This window comes from Paenibacillus sp. FSL W7-1088 (assembly GCF_037969855.1).
Taxonomy (GTDB): Bacteria; Bacillota; Bacilli; order Paenibacillales; family Paenibacillaceae; genus Paenibacillus.
The window spans coordinates 674,477-694,275 of the sequence record NZ_CP150216.1 but is presented as its reverse complement, the minus strand read 5'-3'; the positions used below and the strand labels follow the sequence as shown (position 1 = coordinate 694,275).

The following is a 19,799-nucleotide window of genomic DNA, read 5'->3' as shown; positions in this document are numbered from 1 at the left end:
TTTCTCCATAATCCAGCTGTACATCCAGCCTTACTCACGGACGGAACAGTACTCCTTTCTTCACAGGCATACAAAAATCCCCCTCTTCCAGTGCTTGAGGGGGATTTTACTGATCTCTTTTTTCACTATCTATTGTCTACCATGAGGGGAGAATACCAGGCTCCCATAAAAGGAGCTATAATTCTTTTATTTTCGTACCACTGTATATCCTTTATCTTTCAGCAACTTCACGATCCCATGATCACCCAGATAGTGCGCTGCACCAACTACGATGAAGTACTCTTCACCTTTGCCGTTTCTCAGGTAACCATCGATCTTGTCAGCCATCCCCACATTACGATCAGTGAGCATTGCTTTGTTGTACTCTTCATCATCAGAAAAGCTGTTCGTCAGCTCCAGCAGTTGCTCGTCATTCCCTGTTTTCCACATTTCGGCCATTTGGTTCACGCTGTCATCCAACACATCGAAATTGTCCAAAGTCGCTTTCAATGTTTTTTCTTGCAGCTCCTTGGAGAAGTCATTGAACATTCCCAATTGAGATTCATAGGATTCCAGCTCGATCACCGGAAGTTTGCGCTCGATTGCCTTCTGAATGAAATACAGATCAACCCCCGCAGAAGCTTCATAACCAGATTTCATAGACTTCAGACTGGCTAACGTGCTCTCCACCACCCAAGGCTTAAAGGTATCCAGTGCGTTCGCTTCCAATCCATTCTTCTTCAAAATATCGCCCAGTTGAGTATACGTCTCGCTGGAGATGTGATCTTTCAGTGTTGTGCCATCCTGATACGAGCCCATATCCAGAACAATCTTCTGCTGCGCTTCTTCAGCTGCTTTGCTGATATCGATCTCTACGCCTAGGTAATCTGCCTCGGCAAAGGCTTCTTCAAACTCCTTACGCAATGGATAAAAGCTTTCATCCGCAATATGCATAGAACCTACCAGGTACACGGTGTTGCCGTTGCTTTCGACTTCCCACATGAAGCCACGTCCACCGGTTTGAACAGTTTCTGTTTCGCCACCTTTGGAAACCAGCAGCACTGTGCGTGCAGCAGCATCCCAACGGACCTCATAACCAGTTGCATCCCCTACAATACGAATCGGCGCATATGTTACGCCATTAATACGTGTAAGCTTGCTATTCAAAGTAATCGTCTTGCCGTTAACGACGGCTGTAATTGTATCATCTGTTGCTGTCGTCAGCTTCACATCCATCGCATCCAGCGTGGAACGAAGCGGAACAAGTGTTGTTCCTTTATTGTTAATCGGTGCACCTGCGGTGTATTCAACCGTTTCGTCATTCACCTTTACCGATGTCTCTTGCGGAGAGGCCATAGCCGGTACTGCCGATGCGAGCAAACCGACCGAGATTGTCAGGGACAAGAGCATACGTTTCCAGTTTTTCATATTATGTATTCTCCTTTAAGAATGAAATAATGAAAAGATATGTTCACTAGAAGAGAAATTAGAGATGGTGCCACACCCACTATCTTTAGTGCAGCACCTGCTCCCATTCAATTGTTTTACTGAGAGATCAAAAAACCACTACCTACTACTCCTCCGTAAAGTTACATCAAATTTTATACGCCTTCATCGCTTTGAACAATTCCTTGAAGGTTGGGCGTTTACCATACATCAACACACCTGTACGATAGATTTTCGCTGCGAGCCAACCGAAGATGATAATGGATACCACGAGAATGGCCAGGGACGTCCAGATCTGCCAGGTTGGCGCAACGCCTGCCCCGATCCGAACCAGAATTGCCGTTGGCGATGTGAACGGAATGAAGCTTGCTACTTTCAATAACAGGATGTTCGGTGTAGCAATACTGAAGATCGCGATATAGAAGGACACCAGGGACAACATCGTAATTGGCAGCACGGCCTGACCCAGTTCTTCTGTCCGACTCACCATGGAACCAATGGCTGCGAACATCACCGCATACAGGAAGTAACCCAGAATGTAGAAGATAAGTCCATATACAATGACTGCGACGTTCACATCACTCAGATTCATATTGAAATCGCTCAATACATCACGGTTATGTGGTAGCAGCATATTGCCAGCAACTACTGCACCGAAAATACCGATTTGCAGCAAACCTACCATGAAAATACCGATGATTTTACCAAACATCTGACTGAGCGGAGATACACTCGTAATCAAAATCTCCATAATACGCGAACTCTTCTCAGCTGTAATCTCGGAAGCAATCATATTCCCTGTCATCATCGTTGATGTGAACAACAGGATAATGAGCAGATATACCACAATGTAGTTGATGCCACTCATGGTACCTTCCGACTCCGCAGCAGCTCCACTTTGGCTAGAATCAAGGCTTTGCTCTGTCAGTTTTACCGGCGTGCTGATGAGCTGTTTTTGCTCCGCCGTGAGTGTATCCTTCACCACGACATCAAGCTTCACAATTTGCAGCGCAGCTTCAATAGGTGCTATAACCTGCGGGGAGATATCTTCGCTTGAATACAAGACAGGTTGTGGGAAGTCTTGCCCAGCAACAGGTTCAAACTTCAGGTACCCATCCAAAAGCTCCGACTCCACATCGGCTTTGAGGGCCGCTTCATCTTTACTCGCGTCCGAAACAAAGTGGTATGCTTCATTTCCTTGTGCGGAGGAGTATGTCTCCAGCTTCTCAGCTACCTCCGTTTGTCCCGTGCTCAGCAGACCGATCTTCACCGGATTTGTGCTCGAGCCTCCACCGATGGGACCACCATTAAATAGGGTAATGAAATATGGAATATTGAGTCCAATCGTAATTAAAAGTGCAAGTACAATAGTCGTTACCATGAAAGACTTCGTTTTTACTTTGTTTTTGAACGTAAATCCGATAATTGTCCCCATTTTATTCATTCGACTCACCTACCTCACGAATAAAGATTTGGTTAAGCGTTGGTTCCTTGATTTCAAAATGTTCAACGGTCGTCTGAGCCATGGCTGCTCTCAGAATTTCCTGAGCTGCTTCCATCTGACCAATATGGATCAGGTATCCACGCTCATTTTGCTCTACCTTTTTCACACCCGGCAGCTGTTCCAGACCACCTACATTACCCGTGGTGCTCAGGAATACATGCTCACGCGGATAACGGCTCTTGATCTCCTTGATCTCTCCTTGCACAACGGTATTGGAGCGATGCAGAATTGTTATCTGACGACATAATTCTTCAACGTGCTCCATCCGGTGTGTCGAGAACAGAATGGCTGTGCCTTCATCACGCAGCTCCTTCACCGTGGATTTCAGCAATTCCACGTTGACCGGATCGAGTCCGCTAAAGGCTTCATCCAGAATGAGAATTTGCGGTCTGTGCACCACTGCGGCAATAAAGCCCATCTTTTGCTGATTCCCTTTGGATAGTTCCTCAATCTTTTTGTCGTAATACTCCGGCACTTCGAATCGGTCCAACCAATACTTCAGGCTCTGATCCGCATCCTTTCCATTCATGCCGCGCAGACGGGCCAGATAGTTGATCTGCTCACTGACCTTCACCTTCGGATACAAACCGCGCTCTTCCGGAAGATAGCCCATAATCTGCTGCAACTCCGTGTTGTAGGGCTTGCCGTTGTACAGGATATTCCCTCCGTCCGGATGGATCAATCCGAGCACCATACGCATCGTTGTTGTTTTACCAGCCCCGTTGGCTCCGAGCAGACCGTAAATCTCCCCTTCTTGTACATTAAGCGTCACACCATTAACTGCCGTTTTGTCTGCGTATTGCTTGACTACCTGCTTCAATTCCAATCGGTTCATCATTTATCGTCTCCCTTCGGTTATTTCCACTGTACGGGTGCATACCCGGCAATCCAGAATGCCAAGACTTCATCCAATTCCAAGTTGCGGATTTTCAATACCCGGTTATTTGCCAGCTCCAGCCTTTCCTGCGCTTCGCTGACCCGGGTTGTAATGACGCGGACCAGACCCCTCTCTTCCAAAGAAGATTCCACAACACCGGGGATACTCTCTGGTCGCAAGTCTCCTTCATACCAGACTTCTTTCCACTGATCGAGCACCATATCTTTCTCGGCTATCCCCAGCGACTGACCCCGGTGCATCAATACGATGTAATCTGCAAGCCTTTTGACTTCATCCGCAATATGTGTGGCAATCAGAATCGTGGTGTCTCCCTCCGCCATGAAGGTACGGAACTGCTCAATCATCACTTTCCAGGCAAAGGGGTCCAGCCCTGATGAAGGCTCATCCAAAAGCAATAGTCTTGGGCGAGCTGCGATTGCAGCAGCGATCTCGAATTTCCGCCGTTCACCCTTGGACATCTTGTTCAGCTTCACATCAACAGGTACTTCCATATCGTGAATCAGTTGGTCGAACAACTTCATATCCCAACGCGGGTACCAGTAGGCCCGAAAATTAGCTGCTTCCTGTGCAGTTATCCGGTTCTCTTCGAGCCCAGCGTTGTCAGCCACAAAACCGATCTGTTGTCTCAGTTCAATGGGAAGAGGCCCCCCATGTTCCTTCCCAAACCATATAATCTGTCCTGCATCTGGCAGTACCACTTGTTGTAGCATGTTAAGAAGTGTGCTTTTACCTGAACCGTTATGACCGAGAATAGCAACTACATACCCTTCCGGGATGGTCAGATCGATTGGACCAATAACTCTGCGTTTTCGCATTTTGGATACGCCGTTCAACTGAACTGCTATGGGCTCCATGTATGAATCACTCCCTCACTTCACTTCGAGTAAACAGCCTTCAGGACTTCCCGGAACAGACTCTCCAGTTCTTCTTCCGTACATCCTACCGATTTTCCGGACTGCACCGCTGCCTGCATCGCTTCCTGTGCGGCCTTCAATCTATAATTTTCTCTGTCGCCGGCTTCTACCTGGGCCACAAATGTACCCGTCCCCTGCTTCGTACGAAGCAGCCCTTCATTCTCCAGATCCTGATAGACCCGTCTAACCGTTATAACACTGCAATTCAGTGATCCGGCGAATTCGCGAATGGATGGCAAATGTGTTCCCTCCCCCAACTGACCCGTAACAATTAACGATCTCAACTGATTTTCAATTTGGTGGTATAAAGGTTCAGCGCTATTTTCATTAATTTGAATGGGTATTTTCACATCTTGCACCTCGCCCTCCGGTACACTCCAGCCTGTTACCTGTCCGTGCCGGTTTCATCCTGTATTCATTTTTGTGTTCATCCCTCATACCCTTAACTCAAATCCCGAGTGGAAAGTTTCTTAAGCGTCAATCGGCTGAAAAGCCATAATCCTGCTATGCCAGCCACCAAAGCAACCCACATAATCGGGGAAAGCAGCCCCCATGATTTACTCATATCAATTACAATCGAAAATCCGTAACTGCCCGACGTTCGGATCAGCAAAGATATGATGATCGTAAGCGGCAAGAACAGCGAACTGAGAAGCAAATATTTTTTACCACTATACAGAAACTCTCCGTAAATATATAAGCCTGTCATGAGAAGTCCGTAACCTGTACAAGTTAGGCCAAAGGCCAGGTACTGATCCCACCGGAATCCTTCCTCGTGCAACCCAACCACATACAGTGATCCATAGAAAAAGATACCATTATACGTAAACGCCATCAGAGACTGCTGAAGTCTCGACCACATCACGGTTTCGTTCGGAATGGGAAGTCTGCGATAGTAGGCTAACATCTGTGTATAGGAATCCTCATGTATGTAACGGAAGGAACGCCTGCTGAACACAAATCCCTGAAATGGCACCATGATCAAAAAGAAAGTATCTACAACAGGATTAATGAAATCTGTCTTCTGTTGTCCTAATAACAACACACCGCTCATGCTACCCGTGTATATCATAAAAATTGCGGTCCACAGCCATTGGAGCTTATCCTTGTTCATCTCGCTGCGGGTCAGCCACCAAGCCTGCTTCCATTCGTTCATATCATTGCCTGCCTTTCCATCAGTCATTGGAACACCTTGCTCACTGTATCTACTGTATATATCAATATACACAGTATACAGACCGTTCCTCATTCCCGTCAACCCCTTATTTTCCTGAATCAGGAAGTTTGGATAGGATTCAGGTTAGAGATAAGATAAAATAAAACTTGATTCTGAACGTACAGTGATTTATTGTGATTTCATTTGTTCAACTTATAGAGATACTACAGAGATAAATAGAAAGGATGGATTCACTCATGGATTGGCTAGTTGAGATCGGGTTTGTGCTCCTCTTCCTTATCGTGGTTATCTGGCTCATTGTTCGAGACGAACCCAAACGGCACACTACCAAAAAAGGCAGACATCGTGTACAGCGTAACAGCGGCTACACCGACTCTTCTCCGGCATACCCGGTCATGACCAATGATGACTCCTACACTCATCATTCCAAACATTTTCACGATCACAAGCATCATGACAGCGATCCTTTTTCGGGATCTAATCACCATCACAGCAGCGATAGCGGAAGCAGCAACGACAGCAGTGGAGATAGTGGGGACAGTGGCGGCGGTGGTGGAGATTGAATTTAACTCCTCAAACCAAAAAAAGAGCTGTATCCGATATTGTGCGAACACAATTCGGAACAGCTCTTTCCTGTTTCCCGGCACCTGAAATACAGAAGAGGTCTAATCCTTAAACGAGATCGTAGCCACTCGGCAGAGTCCGATTTCTACGGATTTCACGAATCTCCTCCAGAGTCAATCGCTGATTGGTGGAGATCAGGGATTCCACATCATTGCCACGGATCAGATCATCCAAATCTCTCAAATTGGTATTCCCACGAAAGACGCGGAACCCACCTTGAAAGTTAGGTCGCGTAAACACAACCAACGTTGCATTCAAACTTGTCGAGAAAAAACGCAGGCTCTCTACCCCACCCAGGATGTTGTCCAGATTACGGAGACCCGTGTTACCACGATATACCCTGCTTCTTCCGCGATAAGCCTCTTCTGAATACACCGTAAGGCGTGGATACGTTTGACTTACATGGACTGTTTTTTTCATTTGTTTCCCCCCTCTCGAACTCATTCTATGAATGAATGCGAGAGGAAGTTTGGACCAATCAACGGATGGATTCATCCATTTTCATATTTTCAAAGAATTTAATTCATCGCATTAAACACCCAAGATGACTTCCCATACCGGGCGTGTGTGCCCACCAGGATAAAGCAAGTACAACAGAACGTATACAATAACGCCTGTGATCGCACTGCTAAACCAGATCATGGATGTGAATCTCCCCCAGCGGCGATGTGTCTTGAATTTCTTTTTGAAACCAAGCACTAAAGTGGAAATCCCGAAGACCGCTGCCACCGTGGCAAGGATAATATGAAAGATCAGAAATATTCGATAGAAGATCTCCATCTCCGGATCCCCGCCCCAAGCCGTATTCCCGACAAAGATGGTACGAGACATATAAATGACAAAGAACAGAAGGGCAGCAATGGCCCCTGCAATCATCGCGGTTTGGTGCGCCTCCCGTTTGCCACGGATAATTAGCACCCAGCCAATTCCAACCAGCACCGCGCTAATCACAATGAAAGAAGTACTGATCGTGGGTAGCAGAAAATACATATCCATCGTGTGTTTCCCCCTCTTGTCCAAACAAAACTTGTGTTATTTCGCTGCAGGATTAAGCGGTTCTCCCGTTTTCTCTACAGGGTATGGATCATCATCATCTTCCCGTTTTTCCTTGCGGTACCATTGGAAAAAGACATACGCCAGCATGGAGACAAAGATGCCTTCCTGTATAAATTTCATCAAAATACCGCCCACCTGCTGATCCTCCTTGGCAGAGGACAGGAAGTTGAAGAACGCCGGTCCACCGAACGATCGCAGCAACGCCGTAGAATCCCCGGACACACAATACCGCATCGCCTCAGCCCATACGGCGGGATTGCTATAGGTCGCATACAAGGGTTCGGAAGCAAAGATAATCAGTCCACAGGCTGGTGTCAGAAGCACCATGTTCAGAAAAATAAATCCAATCTTGGACAGCCCCGACGCTTGTCTGCCTTCCGGCAACGGATTGAGCAGCGTCCACCACATCAGCATGGAAGTAATGAAAAGTACAATGTAATACAAACGATGAACCGTAAAGTTTAACATCACGTAATCATGTACTACGGGCAGGTGATATAACGAGAACAACCCGTTAAACAGCACAGCCGCCACGATTGGATGTGCCAAAAAAGATAACTGCCGTGTCGGCAGCCACCTTATGATTCCGCGCCATACCCAAAGGGGCAATCCCTTCATCAGTAGCGGTGGCGCAACCAGATAGGACAGAGCCATACTCACCATATGGAAACTGAACATCACATGACCCAGCAGATTGAATGGCCCTGCTTGTGCAAGATACAGCACCGTAAGCCCTGTGATGAACATCATTTTCTGTGCAGTTGTGGCCTGATCTGCCCCCTTGATTCGCTCACTGAACGGACCAACGAGCACCAGATAAGCTGCGGCAATGAGCAGAAACAATGCCATAATAAGTGGACTCCATAAATCGTTGAAACTAAAATATTGCAACCCGAGCATACGGGAAACCTCCCCGTGACCTGTTTTGGTTATTGCCTGAATTCATTGACCGATCGGTTCGCCTAAAAGGGGAAAAGACGGCGACACTGCGCCGCCGCCATCTCTTTTACCACCAAACCCAATAGAGTGCCATAATGATGCACGTAAAAGCTACGAAAAATCCGAAGCACATGAACAGGATCGGCATCAAATGCCCTTTATCCTTCAAATGCATCCAGTAACCGAGCTGTACAAACACCTGCAGGATCGCCATAACGACCAATATAATAATGGTAAAGGTCGTATTAACTCCTCCCGCGGCGGCAGCCGCGAACGCAATGAGCGTCAGGACGATCGAGAAGATAAAAACAACGACGTGTTTCTGTGGACCTTCCGCCCGGTGACGATGCTTCACAGGCTGCTGATCACTCTTATCCTGTACCGACATGTGTTACCCCACCTTTCCGAGCAGGTACACGACCGTAAAGATAAACACCCAGACCACGTCAATAAAGTGCCAGTACATTGCGGAGACGTATACTTTAGGTGCAGTTACGACCGTTAATCCTTTTCTGAACAGTTGACCGATAATGAGCCCGATCCACATAATACCGAATGCAACGTGAGCTCCGTGGAACCCGACCAGCGTATAGAACGCTGAACTGAATGCACTTGTGGTCATGCCGAACTCTTTATGTTTCACATATTCATAGAACTCGTAGATTTCCAGACCGAGGAATCCGAGACCCAGTACAACGGTGATGCCAAGCCAGAGAGCAAGAGCATTGCGCTTGCCCTTATGCATAGCCTGGATGGCAAATACACTTGTCAAACTGCTGACCAAGAGAATAAAGGTTGCGGCAGCCACGAGGGGCAGATGAAACAATTCATTTGCCGTCGGTCCGTCATTCGTTTGCCCACGAAGGGCCAAAAAGGTTGCGAAGAGGGTTCCGAACAATACGGTCTCGCCGCCAAGGAACAACCAGAAGCCGACAAGCTTGTTGCGTCCTTCCAGCGTTGCTTTCTCCGGCTCATGCGGCAATTTGCCGTTTACCGGTTCGGCATGTGAAGTTGTCATGTTCTAACCCCCTTCTCATCCTGATCCTCCGGTTCAATATGCCAGCCATGATCGTCGTAAAGTGACCGCAGCGCCATCGCACCAAATGTAATCAGAAGGCCAATAATGACCACAATATAATTGTTGAACAATCCATTCATAAACGCATTGCCAAAATCATCCTTGCTGAACATGAGACCAAGTCCGGCAATGAATATACCGACGGACATAACAAACGGCAGCGGCGTCGCTGACGGCATATGGATCGAACCTACAGGTTCAGCTGGTGTCATCTCCGTATGTCCTGCCATCTTTTCCTTCCAATACGCATCGATTCCACGTACCAGAGGCGTCTGCTTGAAGTTGTATTCCGGCGGTGGAGATGGAATCGACCATTCCAACGTACGGCCATCTTCCCACGGATCATTCGGTGCGTCTGCTGGTTTTCTCGTTGTGATCACGATGTTCACGAGGAACATGATAACCCCAACACCCATGAGGAATGCACCAACGGAGCTGACCAGGTTAAGCAGGTCAAAATCCTGATTCGGCAAGTATGTAACGATCCGGCGCTGCATCCCCATCAATCCAAGGAAATGCTGTACGAAGAACGTTAATTGAAAACCGATCATGAACGTCCAGAACGTCCACTTTCCGAGCGTTTCGCTCAGAACACGACCGAACATCTTCGGCCACCAGTAATGTAGCCCCGAGAACAAACCTAGCACCAATCCACCAACGATAACGTAATGGAAGTGAGCGACAACAAAGTACGTATCATGGAACTGGAAATCCGCAGGCGCAGAGGCCAGCATGACACCAGTTACCCCGCCCATAACGAAGGTTGGAACGAATCCAACAGCAAACAGGTTTGCTGCCGTAAAACGGATCTGTCCGCCCCACATCGTAAAGAGCCAGTTAAATATTTTGATCCCTGTTGGTACAGCAATCAGCATGGTTGAGATCGAGAACAATGCATTAGCGACGGTTCCCAGACCTGTCGTAAACATGTGATGCGCCCATACCATGAATCCCAGAAAGGCAATCAGAATGGTTGCAAACACCATGGAGCTGTAACCAAACAATCTTTTACGTGCAAAGGTTGGAATAACCTCAGAAATAATACCAAATGCTGGCAAAATGAGAATGTATACTTCCGGGTGCCCGAAGATCCAGAAGATATGCTGCCAGAGTACCGGGTTACCGCCACCTGCAACATCGAAGAAATTGGCTCCCAGTATACGGTCAAACGTTAACAATACAAGTCCTACCGTTATGGCAGGGAATGCAAAAAGGATGATGGCTGATGTAATAAATGTGGTCCAGGTGAACATCGGCATCCGCATATAGGACATTCCCGGCGCACGCATCGTAATGATGGTGGCGAGAAAGTTAATGCCCCCGATGAGTGTCCCTAGACCGGCGATCTGGAGTCCTATAGTGTAGAAATCCACACCGTGCGTCCCACTGTACTCGCTGCCAGAGAGAGGCGTATACGAAGTCCATCCGGCATCCGGTGCCCCTCCCATCAACCAGCTCAGGTTCAAGAGCAGTCCGCCAAACAGGAATGTCCAGAAACCCAGCGCGTTAACAAAAGGGAAAGCAACGTCCCGTGCCCCAATCTGCAAAGGCACAACGGCATTCATTACGGCAAAAATAATAGGCATGACACCAAGGAAAATCATCGTTGTTCCGTGCATCGTAATCAATTCGTTGAAGACCTGCGCCGACACAAAATTATTCATCGGTTTCATGAGCTGAATCCGAATCAAAATGGCTTCAATGCCGCCGATTCCAAAGAAAAATCCACCCGCAATTAAGTAGAGAACGGCGATTTTTTTGTGATCGACGGTGGTAATCCAATCCATCAAGCCCCTGTAACGCTTGACGCTATGAGCATGAGCCAAGGTTGTGTACCCCCTTCTTCGTCCTTGCTGTTCTATTCATAGTCCAATTTGTAGTTGGCGAGATATTCGGCAATTCCGTCGATTTCTTCATCTGTGAGTCCAAGGTCTTTCGGATTAGGCATCGTATTGCCCGGCTTCACGGATTGTGGATCATGGAGCCATTCTTTCATGTTGTCCAGCACCGGATTACCGTCTTCCTGGCCTTCGCCCTGGTTCAGCAGAATACCTGCCACGGATTGCTTGCCACCGATACCTGTAAGGTTAGGCGCAACTGGCCCGCCCTGATCCCCAACTGCATGGCAAGAAAGGCAGTTTGTTTTGAACTTCTCAGCCAATTGGGTATCTTCCGGAAGTACCGCCGGCGCTTTCATTTCATTGACCCATTTGTCAAAGGATTCCTGACTGACCGCTTTTACCTTAAATTCCATGAAGGCATGCGATCTGCCGCATAATTCAGCACATTTCCCTCGGTAAACGCCTTCATTTGGCGCCGAGAAACTGAACTTGTTAAGCGTTCCATCCGGGTTTGTGTCCATTTTACCCGCAAGTGACGGCACCCAGAAGGAGTGAAGCACGTCAGCGGTTTTCAATTCGAATGCGATTTTCTTTCCGGTCGGGATGATGAGGTCTTGAGCGGTGGTTACGTCATATTGAGGATAAGTGAATTCCCACCAGTACTGATGCGAGGTGACTTTGACCTGAACTGCATTTTTGTCGTTGGACAGATCTTCGCCTTGGGCAAAAATCGTTTTGACCGTCGGTACTGCCAGAACAATAACGAGCAGCAACGGAATGGCTGTCCATATTACTTCCAGCTTGAAATTGCCTTCAACCTGTTCGGGCACTTCATTCTGCCCGGCTCGTCTGCGAAACCGGATCAACACATACGCAGCAATAGCAAATACAATGATGAGCACCACGATCATAATCGTAATGGACAGCTTCATCAGATCATATTGGCCTTGCGCCACAGGACCCTGAGGTTTCATTACCGACAAGTCTTCCCGCCCGCATGCGGATAGCAGCAAAGAGAACACCGCCAGCAAGGGGAGAATTCGCTTTGCAACCTGCCACTGTTTCATCATTGATCTACCCCACTTTTTTAACATTTTCGTAGATTGCCGTGGTCGCCCGAAATAAACTCAATTTAACCCATTTCAGCACGATACACGTAATCCTGTCCGACATACAGAACGCTTACAAAAATAACGCTTCCACCACTCCCGTCATTTCCTGCTAAGGGCATGTCTGCGCATTCTTCCAATTCATTCTATATGGTTCAATCACTTATTAAATATAAGTTGAGGGTATGATTTTGTCAATCTTTGGACACATGTTCACAAATTGTTCACTATATGTAAAAAACCGCACCACAACTTGATTTGTAACCGATTTCACTTAAAAATATTACTCTCTACTTTTGAAAATTTTTGCCAAATTTCGGTGATGAAATTGATTTTTTTGCCGATATTTCTCACATTGAAAACATGCAGTATTATGCAAAACAGAAAAGCATGCACCAGGTTGTCTCTCTTACAACTACTGGAAGCCGCAGTAAAGCTCCATACCGCTCCCTTTTAGAACCAAACGGCATGGAGCCTGAACCTATTGAACATCCCGGACACCATTACACACGCTCTTACCAGCTTCCCATAGATACAGCATCTAAGTCCCGTCAGTTAATATAAGGGGACCATCATTTGTTATGGCTACCGTATGCTCATACTGAACGCCCCAGCTTCCATCCACCGTTCTCACCGTCCAGCCATCCTCATCCCATACAACCGCTCCAGAGCTGCCTTTTGTAAATATGGGTTCAATTGTAATGACCATGCCTTCTGTCAGCATCATACCTGTTCTACGTTTCCCGTAAGGGAGGACGTTTGGTGGTTCATGGATATATTGACCGATCCCATGACCAATAAGAGGCTTCACAATCCCGTAACGATACAGCCTTGCTGTCCGTTCAATCGCGTTTCCAATATCCCCCAGCGTATTTCCTGGCACGGCCTGTGCTATCGCCTTATGAAGTGCCCTTTCCGTTCGATGCATTAGCTTGCTGATGGACCTTCGTTGCTCACCGATCCCATACGTCCATGCAGAATCGGCAAGCCAGCCGTCTTTGTTCACCACCATATCAATAGTCACTACATCCCCTTGGGCCAATTTCCGGTCATCAGGGAAGCCGTGGCAAACCACTTCATTAACTGAAGCGCATGTAGCGTAAGGATAACCTCTATACCCCTTTTGCTCAGGTGTAGCTCCTCTCTCAGCCAGAAAAGCCTCCACCCGCTCGTCAATATCTCCTGTCGTCACTCCGGGGGCAAGCCATTTTTCAATCTGCTCGTGACAGCTTCGCAGGATTCGTCCCGCTTCCCGCATGTAGCCGATCTCTTCTTTCGTTTTTAAAATAGGGTCCACATGCATTCATCCTTCCTGCCATATGTGTACTTCCATGTATATGCAGCAGGCAAGGAACAAAGCCCCCAAAAATGGAACAAAGCTTATGCTGCTTATTCGGTTTTCTTTTAGGTAAGCGGGTGACCCATTGCAAGTATGTACATATTATTTTCAGAACAAAAAAAACCGTCTGCCGGAGCTTAAAGCCCGGGAGACGGTTCTATTCATATCGGAACAGTATAATCAGAGTTGTGTGTGTTTCAGGACACGGAAGAATCCATCTTGACAAGCTCATGCTCAACCACAGAAGTCAATTCTTCCTCGTATCCACCCGTAATCCGGTATTTTCTCACGTACTCCTTCACGAATTTTTTTGGATCTTTAGGACGGAAAATCCGAGTCATTTCCCTCAAACTTTCTTTGACCTCATTGTGACCTTTCGTTGCCATTGTAATTCCCTCCCAAAACGTTGAAAGTGAATGCTCCGTTTAGAGAATGCCGAATAAGTCTTAAATGCCATTCATGAAGTTGTGTGCGCGGCTCAAAGCAAGCTTTAGGTCGGGAACCCTTGCTTAAGCAAGTACCTGACACTATAAATACCCGATATGATTCGGTTTGAATCATAATCTTATTGTAGCATATTCGGAAGTATCTTACGACTTGACAATCTTACCTAATATTTATAACGGTTTCTATGCCCAAAAAGTTTAATTCCGAATTATTTTTACAAATACGATACTTCTATACGGAACTAATATATCCAGCATAACACTGAACTATTCGGGGGATATTATCACGGACAACCCATACAGTTAAAACACTGGGATCAAGGAGGCGTTGTTTTATGGATCAAAAGGATAAAGAAATGCTGCCCCTTTCGCATGAAAAGGTGGAAGTGGACGGAATATATACCAACGAAGCCGGACAAGAAGAACATCTGCATCGCGGACAACACTTCCCGGCCGATCCCGTTCTCGGCAAGACAGAATGGGAACTGACGGAATTCGCTTTTGACAACCATCACGATGGTCGTACTGACGAGCGTTTGGTTCCTAAAGAGAATGACACCGATAAGATTGGCAAGACCACACATCCACGTAGACATTTTCAGCGTGGCGACCGTTAAGTTCTAAACGCAATAAATCACTTTAAAACTAGGGCGCATCATACCAATCATTGGTTGGTGCTGCCCTGTTTTCTATACTATATGCAATTGAGAATACAGAGAGTTAACTTGCATCCCTTAGATCGTTAAGAAGAATTTTCTGGGAACGCTGTTCCAGCTGTCGAAACTCCTCATTGATTCTTCGTTCTTTAGCAGCATCCGGCTGATACGCAGGAATCATCGCCCAGTGCTCACGTATCAATTCGATGCGATTCTTCATTGGAGGATGGTAGGTACGGTTTTGAGTATCATTCATTTCCTGTATCCGCTGAATACGAAGAATTTCCTGAGTTGGAACGGCAGAAATCCGTTTTCTAAACTCCTCATACAGCTCTTTGTTATATTGATATTCCGCAACCTGTTCAGCCGTTTGTGCAAAAAGACCTTCCATCTCGGCCTTCAATAATAGAGATAACACTGCCTCACTGCCAGCTGTCTCCGATGCTTCATTATCTGCGATGTAGAATACTCGCTGCATCTCATTCCGCATGCTTTTGATTAACAATACATAGATACCGCCTATAGCAGCAAATAACAATAAGCGTAGTATTATAAGTGGAAACACCACCCAATATAACAGGCCGCTATCTTGTGGATCAACGGTGTCAATCCAAGAATTCAGTACATGCATGGCTCTCTCGACCAATGAGCTGTTGGAAATGTTCGGATGTGCAAATTGACTCATATGGTGACTGATGGCGGCTATCTTCTCCTGTAACGTTAGGGCTGCAAAAAAGGGAATGCCCAGGACAAGTGCTCTCTTTTTTCTTTTGAGATGCAGGTTGTATGCGTTATATTCTTCACTAATGATGACCATATCCACAGGTGGAACATTCAATCGCTCCCCAATCTCGTCAATCATTCCATACAGTTCTGGATAATCGTCTCTAGAGATCACCCTGCCTGGAAGCCGCTTCCGGTATGGCAATATAATTGTGATCCAGAGGAAAAGCAACGAAATACCAAATATACCCAGCCATGTTGAATTGGTTGAAAAGAAAAAGATTGCTACGCCTAAAATGGATAACGTTGACAGATGCACGATTAGAGCAACCAAATAGGTGTAAAACCTCTGTTTAGTGAAGGGAAGTTCCCGATTGACGTTATACTTAAGCTCCTCTAACAATCGGTCTGATGATCGTTCATTACCATTCCCGTCCGTTCCGTTTACCCCCTTATCAGTTCCTTGTCCTCTTTCATCCTCATAAACATTCCAATTACACTTCTCACACCAGGTGCTATACCCCGGATTCACTTTCATCTTGTTTGCACATTCCGGACAAGTCTCTTGCTCTGTGTAATGCAAAATTCCTTTCACTCCTCAACTACACTATGTAATGTTAAATTCCGAATGAAGCTTGCTATCCCCTCCCTTTTATCTAAATTTAAATCGGAAGTTTATGGAATATTTTGAATATGTAGAAAGTCTCAAATTGAATGTGTATATACGCACTTCTATTTTTCAAATATGTTCTTATCACTAAAGTTTTCAACAAAAAACAGATTGATCCCCTTTGACCGAGATCAATCTGTTTTATTTAAAAGCTTCTTATTCTATATCTTCAAGTATTTCAATTACCTACAGACAACTATTCTTCCGATCCCACTGATATACTGCCTCAACGCCATTGGCCATCAACTTGCTGATCAGGGAATCCCGGCCTTTCTCAAAAAAGTGTATAATCTCCTCCCGGTACAAGGGCAGCAACGTATGGAAATAGATCGGCCATTCGCCCTCCATCTCCTTCCCCTCATCCCGGTACGGCATATTCAACGCTTCTGCGCATTGTGGAAGCGGTGGGACAATCATGACTCCACAGTAGGAGGTACTATCGTCGTACGGCAGGATTTGTGTATGCGCAGGTACTCCTGTCTCACTAAACATTTCCCGATACGTGTCCGCCAAATCCTCTTCACTTTGGTTGGGAAAGACAAGCCACTGCCCTATAAAATATCCACGCTGCATGATTTCTTTTACAAAATGCCGCATCATAGGTAAGACCCAGCCAAGCGGACGATTCTCCCAGTTTTCTTTCGTCAACTGCGCATCCGCTGGTAGATGCATAACAATTTCTGCATATCCGGTGTCCAGCGAAGCTGGTGTCACACCCCGGAAGTAACTGTTTCCAAAAGAAACGAGCGTTTGATACGGTACGGCAGGAGTCGGTTCGGTTATATAGATTTCCGGGTCGCCTGCATCGTTCGAATCTGCGGGAATCATATTATGAATAGGTCCATAGAATGTGCCGATATGTGCTTCCGCATCCTGACGATCCGTTACTCGAATCTGTGGATTACGTTCCACGTAGACTTCGGGTTCACTTGACCAAGCTAAACGGAAGCGAAATCCCTGTAACCCTGCCTCTTCGACGCGTTGTTTGAACTCATCGGAAACAAACGTTTGACTCGAAATAAACGGCTCATTCTGGATTTCGTAGTTGTAAGACAACGTCTTGAAAATGTGCTGGTTTTGAATTTCATTTTCCTCAAATACAAAATTCTTAAATCCACCATATTTACTAGGTATAGACTGATCTATATCAACACAATCTAAAATATTCAATATATTCATTACGTAGTATTTCTCTTTATTATGATGTACTGGCAAAAGTTCAACCTTGTCTTCTAGTAAATCACTTAATATATTCGCAGCACGCTCTTTCAAAACTAAATCTGTTACTTGACTTGCGATGCTGTAAATATCAGCAGATTCTCCTTCACTATACGTAATCATCTCTACTTCATTCCATAATTTAGCGAGTGAGTTCCCTTTATTAATACCCTCGTTCACTCCTCGTACTTCTGTAAAATCAAGTAATTGATTAACAGAGTCCTCAGACAGCTTCCAAACTTTCATTTATATCTCCTCATTTCACTAATCTTGATATAGAATTTCCAACTTACCGGTTAACAAACCTTCCCTTGTTTCCTCTAAAAAAGATAAAATACGCTCTTTCTTTACTTCTGGACTTAAATTAGATGTATCTATATCTCGTAAATTCTCTTTCATGTAATCAATATACTCCTGACCATGTCTGAACATAGGATTCCCTTTTTTATCTATGTTGTTGAACGGGAAATGCGTCACTTGCCCCGGCCAGTCCGACATTGCTTTCTGAGGAAGAAAGACTCCGTTTGCCGAGGAATTGATGTTAATTCCATACTTCTAGATTAGCTCTCGGAGCCCCCCTTTTACAGGCACGAGGTGATGCGCTTGAGAATCCGGCGGACGGGTAATACCTGCTTCTTCTAGTTCCTTTCCAAGTACTACGGAATCCTGCCTGGATGCAGGATATTCCTTGCTGAGCTCCCATCCGTTACTTTCCTTAACTTTATCAGAATAATCTTCTGCAAGCTTCGAAGACTGATTGCGTAATGTCATAATCCGATCTGCATCCACATTTTTCCCAGCGATGAGCAGCTTATTAATCTCTTGTAACTCACGTTGTGTTAGATGTTCCAGATCCCCACTCTTACATTCCAATTTCCCGGTCCATTGGTTGGGAGTAATGATTCCTTCATCTGCTGCTGCATTTAGTTTGGAAATACTCTGTTGATTCAGATGTGGATCATAGTATTCCTGGTGATTTCTAGTCCTCGGCTTGGTACTTTCAGATGGACTATCTTTGGGAATCCATGTATTTTGGGGTTTGGATGCCTCAACCTTCGGTGAAATGAATGAAGGACTAGACTCCACATTTTGTGACTTCCCTGTCTTCTTCGAATCCACATGAGAAGTGCTCGGCGATCCCTTCGAGCTACCAGAATCACTGCCTTTCCCATGATTTCCACCTGTATCGGAGAACATGTGACTGTCATTCTTCACAATCACAGGCACGGTCTGGCCGTTGCTCAGCCTCACTCGTTGAACTCGCCATGGAACACTGGCTGCTGCACCTGCAGTCATTTTACCCATAGCCTGGTTGATTCGTTCTCCCAGCTCTGCAAGAGATGAAGGCATTAAAGCCGCATTGGTCTTGAGCTTGCCATCCTTCATGGCACCGCCTGAGGCTCTATCTGGCCCATCTCCATGACCATGCGGAACGCCGCCCTTGGCTCCATCTCCATCTGCATGACCAGACTTCTTACCACCACCCTTGAGCACTTTGACACCATTTTTGACCAAGGATGCCCCGCCAGCTACAGCCGTTACCGTATCAACAACCCGTACCGCAGCGTTGACATCGTTCCGACCAGCGTCGTAACTCTCTTGTTCCTTCAGGGTCAGCATCGTGCGGTTGTCTTCGCCTTTCAGATCCATGAACGGTTTGGCATACGCCTTTCCCGCACCGGATACATCCTGCCAGATCTCTTGCCCTGATTTCTGGCCCGTGACCAAGTCTCCTGTATAATCGATGACGTTATTTACGCCCGTAATCGTTCCTTGTACCGTGGCATTCCGCTCCAGCACATTGTTCTTTAGTATTTAAGATATCAAAAAAAACACTCATATCGATCTGCTTGTAGTACCAAGCGTTATCCATTATATCAAGCACTTCACTACTAATTTCTCTTGATTCGTACTGACTTAGGCTACTACTTGGTATACGGGACCTTCCAGTATTTCCACATAGATATCCGCATGGTGATACCTAACCCTCCCGTATTATGACTCTCTTCACGTAAATACTTTGCCAGTTTATCCACCCCCACCGTCAACGTCTAATGCGGTGAGGATACTTCTCTCAAAAGGCAAGGGCGGTTTTACCACCCGCACTGGGTAGGTTCTATTCATCAGCCACTGAGACAGTGACCGAAACAAAGAAGACCACAACACGGCGGTTAGCTCGCAT

At 46.2% G+C, this 19,799-nt stretch carries 21 protein-coding genes; 2 read left to right on the top strand and 19 right to left on the bottom strand.

Annotated elements, in window-relative coordinates; translation table 11 throughout:
• Positions 1 to 186: 186 nt before the first annotated feature.
• The 6 genes from MKY42_RS03270 to MKY42_RS03245 all read right to left on the bottom strand — a co-directional run bounded on the left by MKY42_RS03270 (position 187) and on the right by MKY42_RS03245 (position 5,990).
• On the bottom strand, positions 187 to 1,407 hold the full coding sequence (locus MKY42_RS03270) for a TraB/GumN family protein (protein ID WP_339848498.1): 1,221 nt from the start codon (positions 1,405 to 1,407) through the stop codon (positions 187 to 189).
• A gap of 166 nt (positions 1,408 to 1,573) precedes the next feature.
• A complete protein-coding gene (locus MKY42_RS03265) occupies positions 1,574 to 2,869 on the bottom strand; it encodes an ABC transporter permease (RefSeq protein ID WP_090904246.1) in 1,296 nt (431 codons plus the stop codon).
• Positions 2,862 to 3,764, bottom strand: a complete 903-nt coding sequence (locus tag MKY42_RS03260; RefSeq protein ID WP_090904353.1) for an ATP-binding cassette domain-containing protein — start codon at positions 3,762 to 3,764, stop codon at positions 2,862 to 2,864. Before MKY42_RS03260 ends, MKY42_RS03265 begins: the two co-directional genes overlap by 8 nt.
• Before the next feature lie 20 nt (positions 3,765 to 3,784).
• A complete protein-coding gene (locus tag MKY42_RS03255) occupies positions 3,785 to 4,681 on the bottom strand; it encodes an ABC transporter ATP-binding protein (RefSeq protein ID WP_179261868.1) in 897 nt (298 codons plus the stop codon).
• Positions 4,682 to 4,701: 20 nt separating this feature from the next.
• A complete protein-coding gene (locus tag MKY42_RS03250; RefSeq protein WP_179261870.1) occupies positions 4,702 to 5,091 on the bottom strand; it encodes a GntR family transcriptional regulator in 390 nt (129 codons plus the stop codon).
• 92 nt (positions 5,092 to 5,183) lie between these two features.
• Positions 5,184 to 5,990: a hypothetical protein gene (locus MKY42_RS03245; protein WP_339848493.1), complete on the bottom strand. Its 807-nt coding sequence runs from the start codon at positions 5,988 to 5,990 to the stop codon at positions 5,184 to 5,186.
• A 164-nt stretch (positions 5,991 to 6,154) separates the two neighbouring features.
• Here MKY42_RS03245 and MKY42_RS03240 point away from each other — a divergent pair, with 164 nt between their 5' ends.
• Positions 6,155 to 6,481: a hypothetical protein gene (locus tag MKY42_RS03240; RefSeq protein ID WP_143067084.1), complete on the top strand. Its 327-nt coding sequence runs from the start codon at positions 6,155 to 6,157 to the stop codon at positions 6,479 to 6,481.
• 109 nt (positions 6,482 to 6,590) lie between these two features.
• Here MKY42_RS03240 and MKY42_RS03235 read toward each other — a convergent pair whose 3' ends face one another.
• The 9 genes from MKY42_RS03235 to MKY42_RS03195 all read right to left on the bottom strand — a co-directional run bounded on the left by MKY42_RS03235 (position 6,591) and on the right by MKY42_RS03195 (position 14,290).
• Positions 6,591 to 6,962 (bottom strand): hypothetical protein, encoded by a 372-nt coding sequence (locus MKY42_RS03235; protein ID WP_090904242.1) that lies wholly within the window; start codon positions 6,960 to 6,962, stop codon positions 6,591 to 6,593.
• A gap of 111 nt (positions 6,963 to 7,073) precedes the next feature.
• Positions 7,074 to 7,538 carry a DUF420 domain-containing protein gene (locus MKY42_RS03230; RefSeq protein ID WP_024632131.1) on the bottom strand — a complete coding sequence of 155 codons (465 nt, stop codon included), beginning with the start codon at positions 7,536 to 7,538 and terminating at the stop codon, positions 7,074 to 7,076.
• Between the two features lie 36 nt (positions 7,539 to 7,574).
• Positions 7,575 to 8,498 carry a cytochrome c oxidase assembly factor CtaG gene (gene ctaG, locus MKY42_RS03225; protein ID WP_339848488.1) on the bottom strand — a complete coding sequence of 308 codons (924 nt, stop codon included), beginning with the start codon at positions 8,496 to 8,498 and terminating at the stop codon, positions 7,575 to 7,577.
• A gap of 106 nt (positions 8,499 to 8,604) precedes the next feature.
• Positions 8,605 to 8,925: a cytochrome C oxidase subunit IV family protein gene (locus MKY42_RS03220; protein ID WP_076290536.1), complete on the bottom strand. Its 321-nt coding sequence runs from the start codon at positions 8,923 to 8,925 to the stop codon at positions 8,605 to 8,607.
• Between the two features lie 3 nt (positions 8,926 to 8,928).
• On the bottom strand, positions 8,929 to 9,555 hold the full coding sequence (locus MKY42_RS03215) for a cytochrome (ubi)quinol oxidase subunit III (RefSeq protein WP_053779710.1): 627 nt from the start codon (positions 9,553 to 9,555) through the stop codon (positions 8,929 to 8,931).
• Positions 9,552 to 11,441 (bottom strand): cytochrome c oxidase subunit I, encoded by a 1,890-nt coding sequence (ctaD, locus tag MKY42_RS03210; RefSeq protein ID WP_339848486.1) that lies wholly within the window; start codon positions 11,439 to 11,441, stop codon positions 9,552 to 9,554. The genes MKY42_RS03215 and ctaD overlap by 4 nt, the downstream gene beginning before the upstream one ends.
• A gap of 32 nt (positions 11,442 to 11,473) precedes the next feature.
• Positions 11,474 to 12,526: a cytochrome c oxidase subunit II gene (gene coxB, locus MKY42_RS03205; RefSeq protein WP_090904238.1), complete on the bottom strand. Its 1,053-nt coding sequence runs from the start codon at positions 12,524 to 12,526 to the stop codon at positions 11,474 to 11,476.
• 580 nt (positions 12,527 to 13,106) lie between these two features.
• Complete coding sequence (gene map, locus MKY42_RS03200) at positions 13,107 to 13,868, bottom strand: type I methionyl aminopeptidase (protein WP_339848484.1); 762 nt, start codon at positions 13,866 to 13,868, stop codon at positions 13,107 to 13,109.
• Between the two features lie 233 nt (positions 13,869 to 14,101).
• Positions 14,102 to 14,290, bottom strand: a complete 189-nt coding sequence (locus MKY42_RS03195) for a hypothetical protein (protein WP_017690840.1) — start codon at positions 14,288 to 14,290, stop codon at positions 14,102 to 14,104.
• A 395-nt stretch (positions 14,291 to 14,685) separates the two neighbouring features.
• Between MKY42_RS03195 and MKY42_RS03190 the strand changes: the two genes are divergently transcribed.
• Entirely contained in the window at positions 14,686 to 14,967 is a 282-nt protein-coding gene (locus tag MKY42_RS03190) for a transposase (RefSeq protein WP_090904236.1), read from the top strand.
• A 103-nt stretch (positions 14,968 to 15,070) separates the two neighbouring features.
• Here MKY42_RS03190 and MKY42_RS03185 read toward each other — a convergent pair whose 3' ends face one another.
• The 4 genes from MKY42_RS03185 to MKY42_RS03170 form a co-directional block, all read right to left on the bottom strand.
• Complete coding sequence (locus MKY42_RS03185; RefSeq protein ID WP_339848482.1) at positions 15,071 to 16,312, bottom strand: M48 family metallopeptidase; 1,242 nt, start codon at positions 16,310 to 16,312, stop codon at positions 15,071 to 15,073.
• A gap of 273 nt (positions 16,313 to 16,585) precedes the next feature.
• Positions 16,586 to 17,863: a suppressor of fused domain protein gene (locus tag MKY42_RS03180; protein ID WP_339848480.1), complete on the bottom strand. Its 1,278-nt coding sequence runs from the start codon at positions 17,861 to 17,863 to the stop codon at positions 16,586 to 16,588.
• An 18-nt stretch (positions 17,864 to 17,881) separates the two neighbouring features.
• Positions 17,882 to 18,163, bottom strand: a complete 282-nt coding sequence (locus MKY42_RS03175) for a hypothetical protein (RefSeq protein ID WP_339852687.1) — start codon at positions 18,161 to 18,163, stop codon at positions 17,882 to 17,884.
• Between the two features lie 9 nt (positions 18,164 to 18,172).
• Positions 18,173 to 19,417 (bottom strand): hypothetical protein, encoded by a 1,245-nt coding sequence (locus MKY42_RS03170; protein WP_339848478.1) that lies wholly within the window; start codon positions 19,415 to 19,417, stop codon positions 18,173 to 18,175.
• Positions 19,418 to 19,799 lie beyond the last annotated feature (382 nt).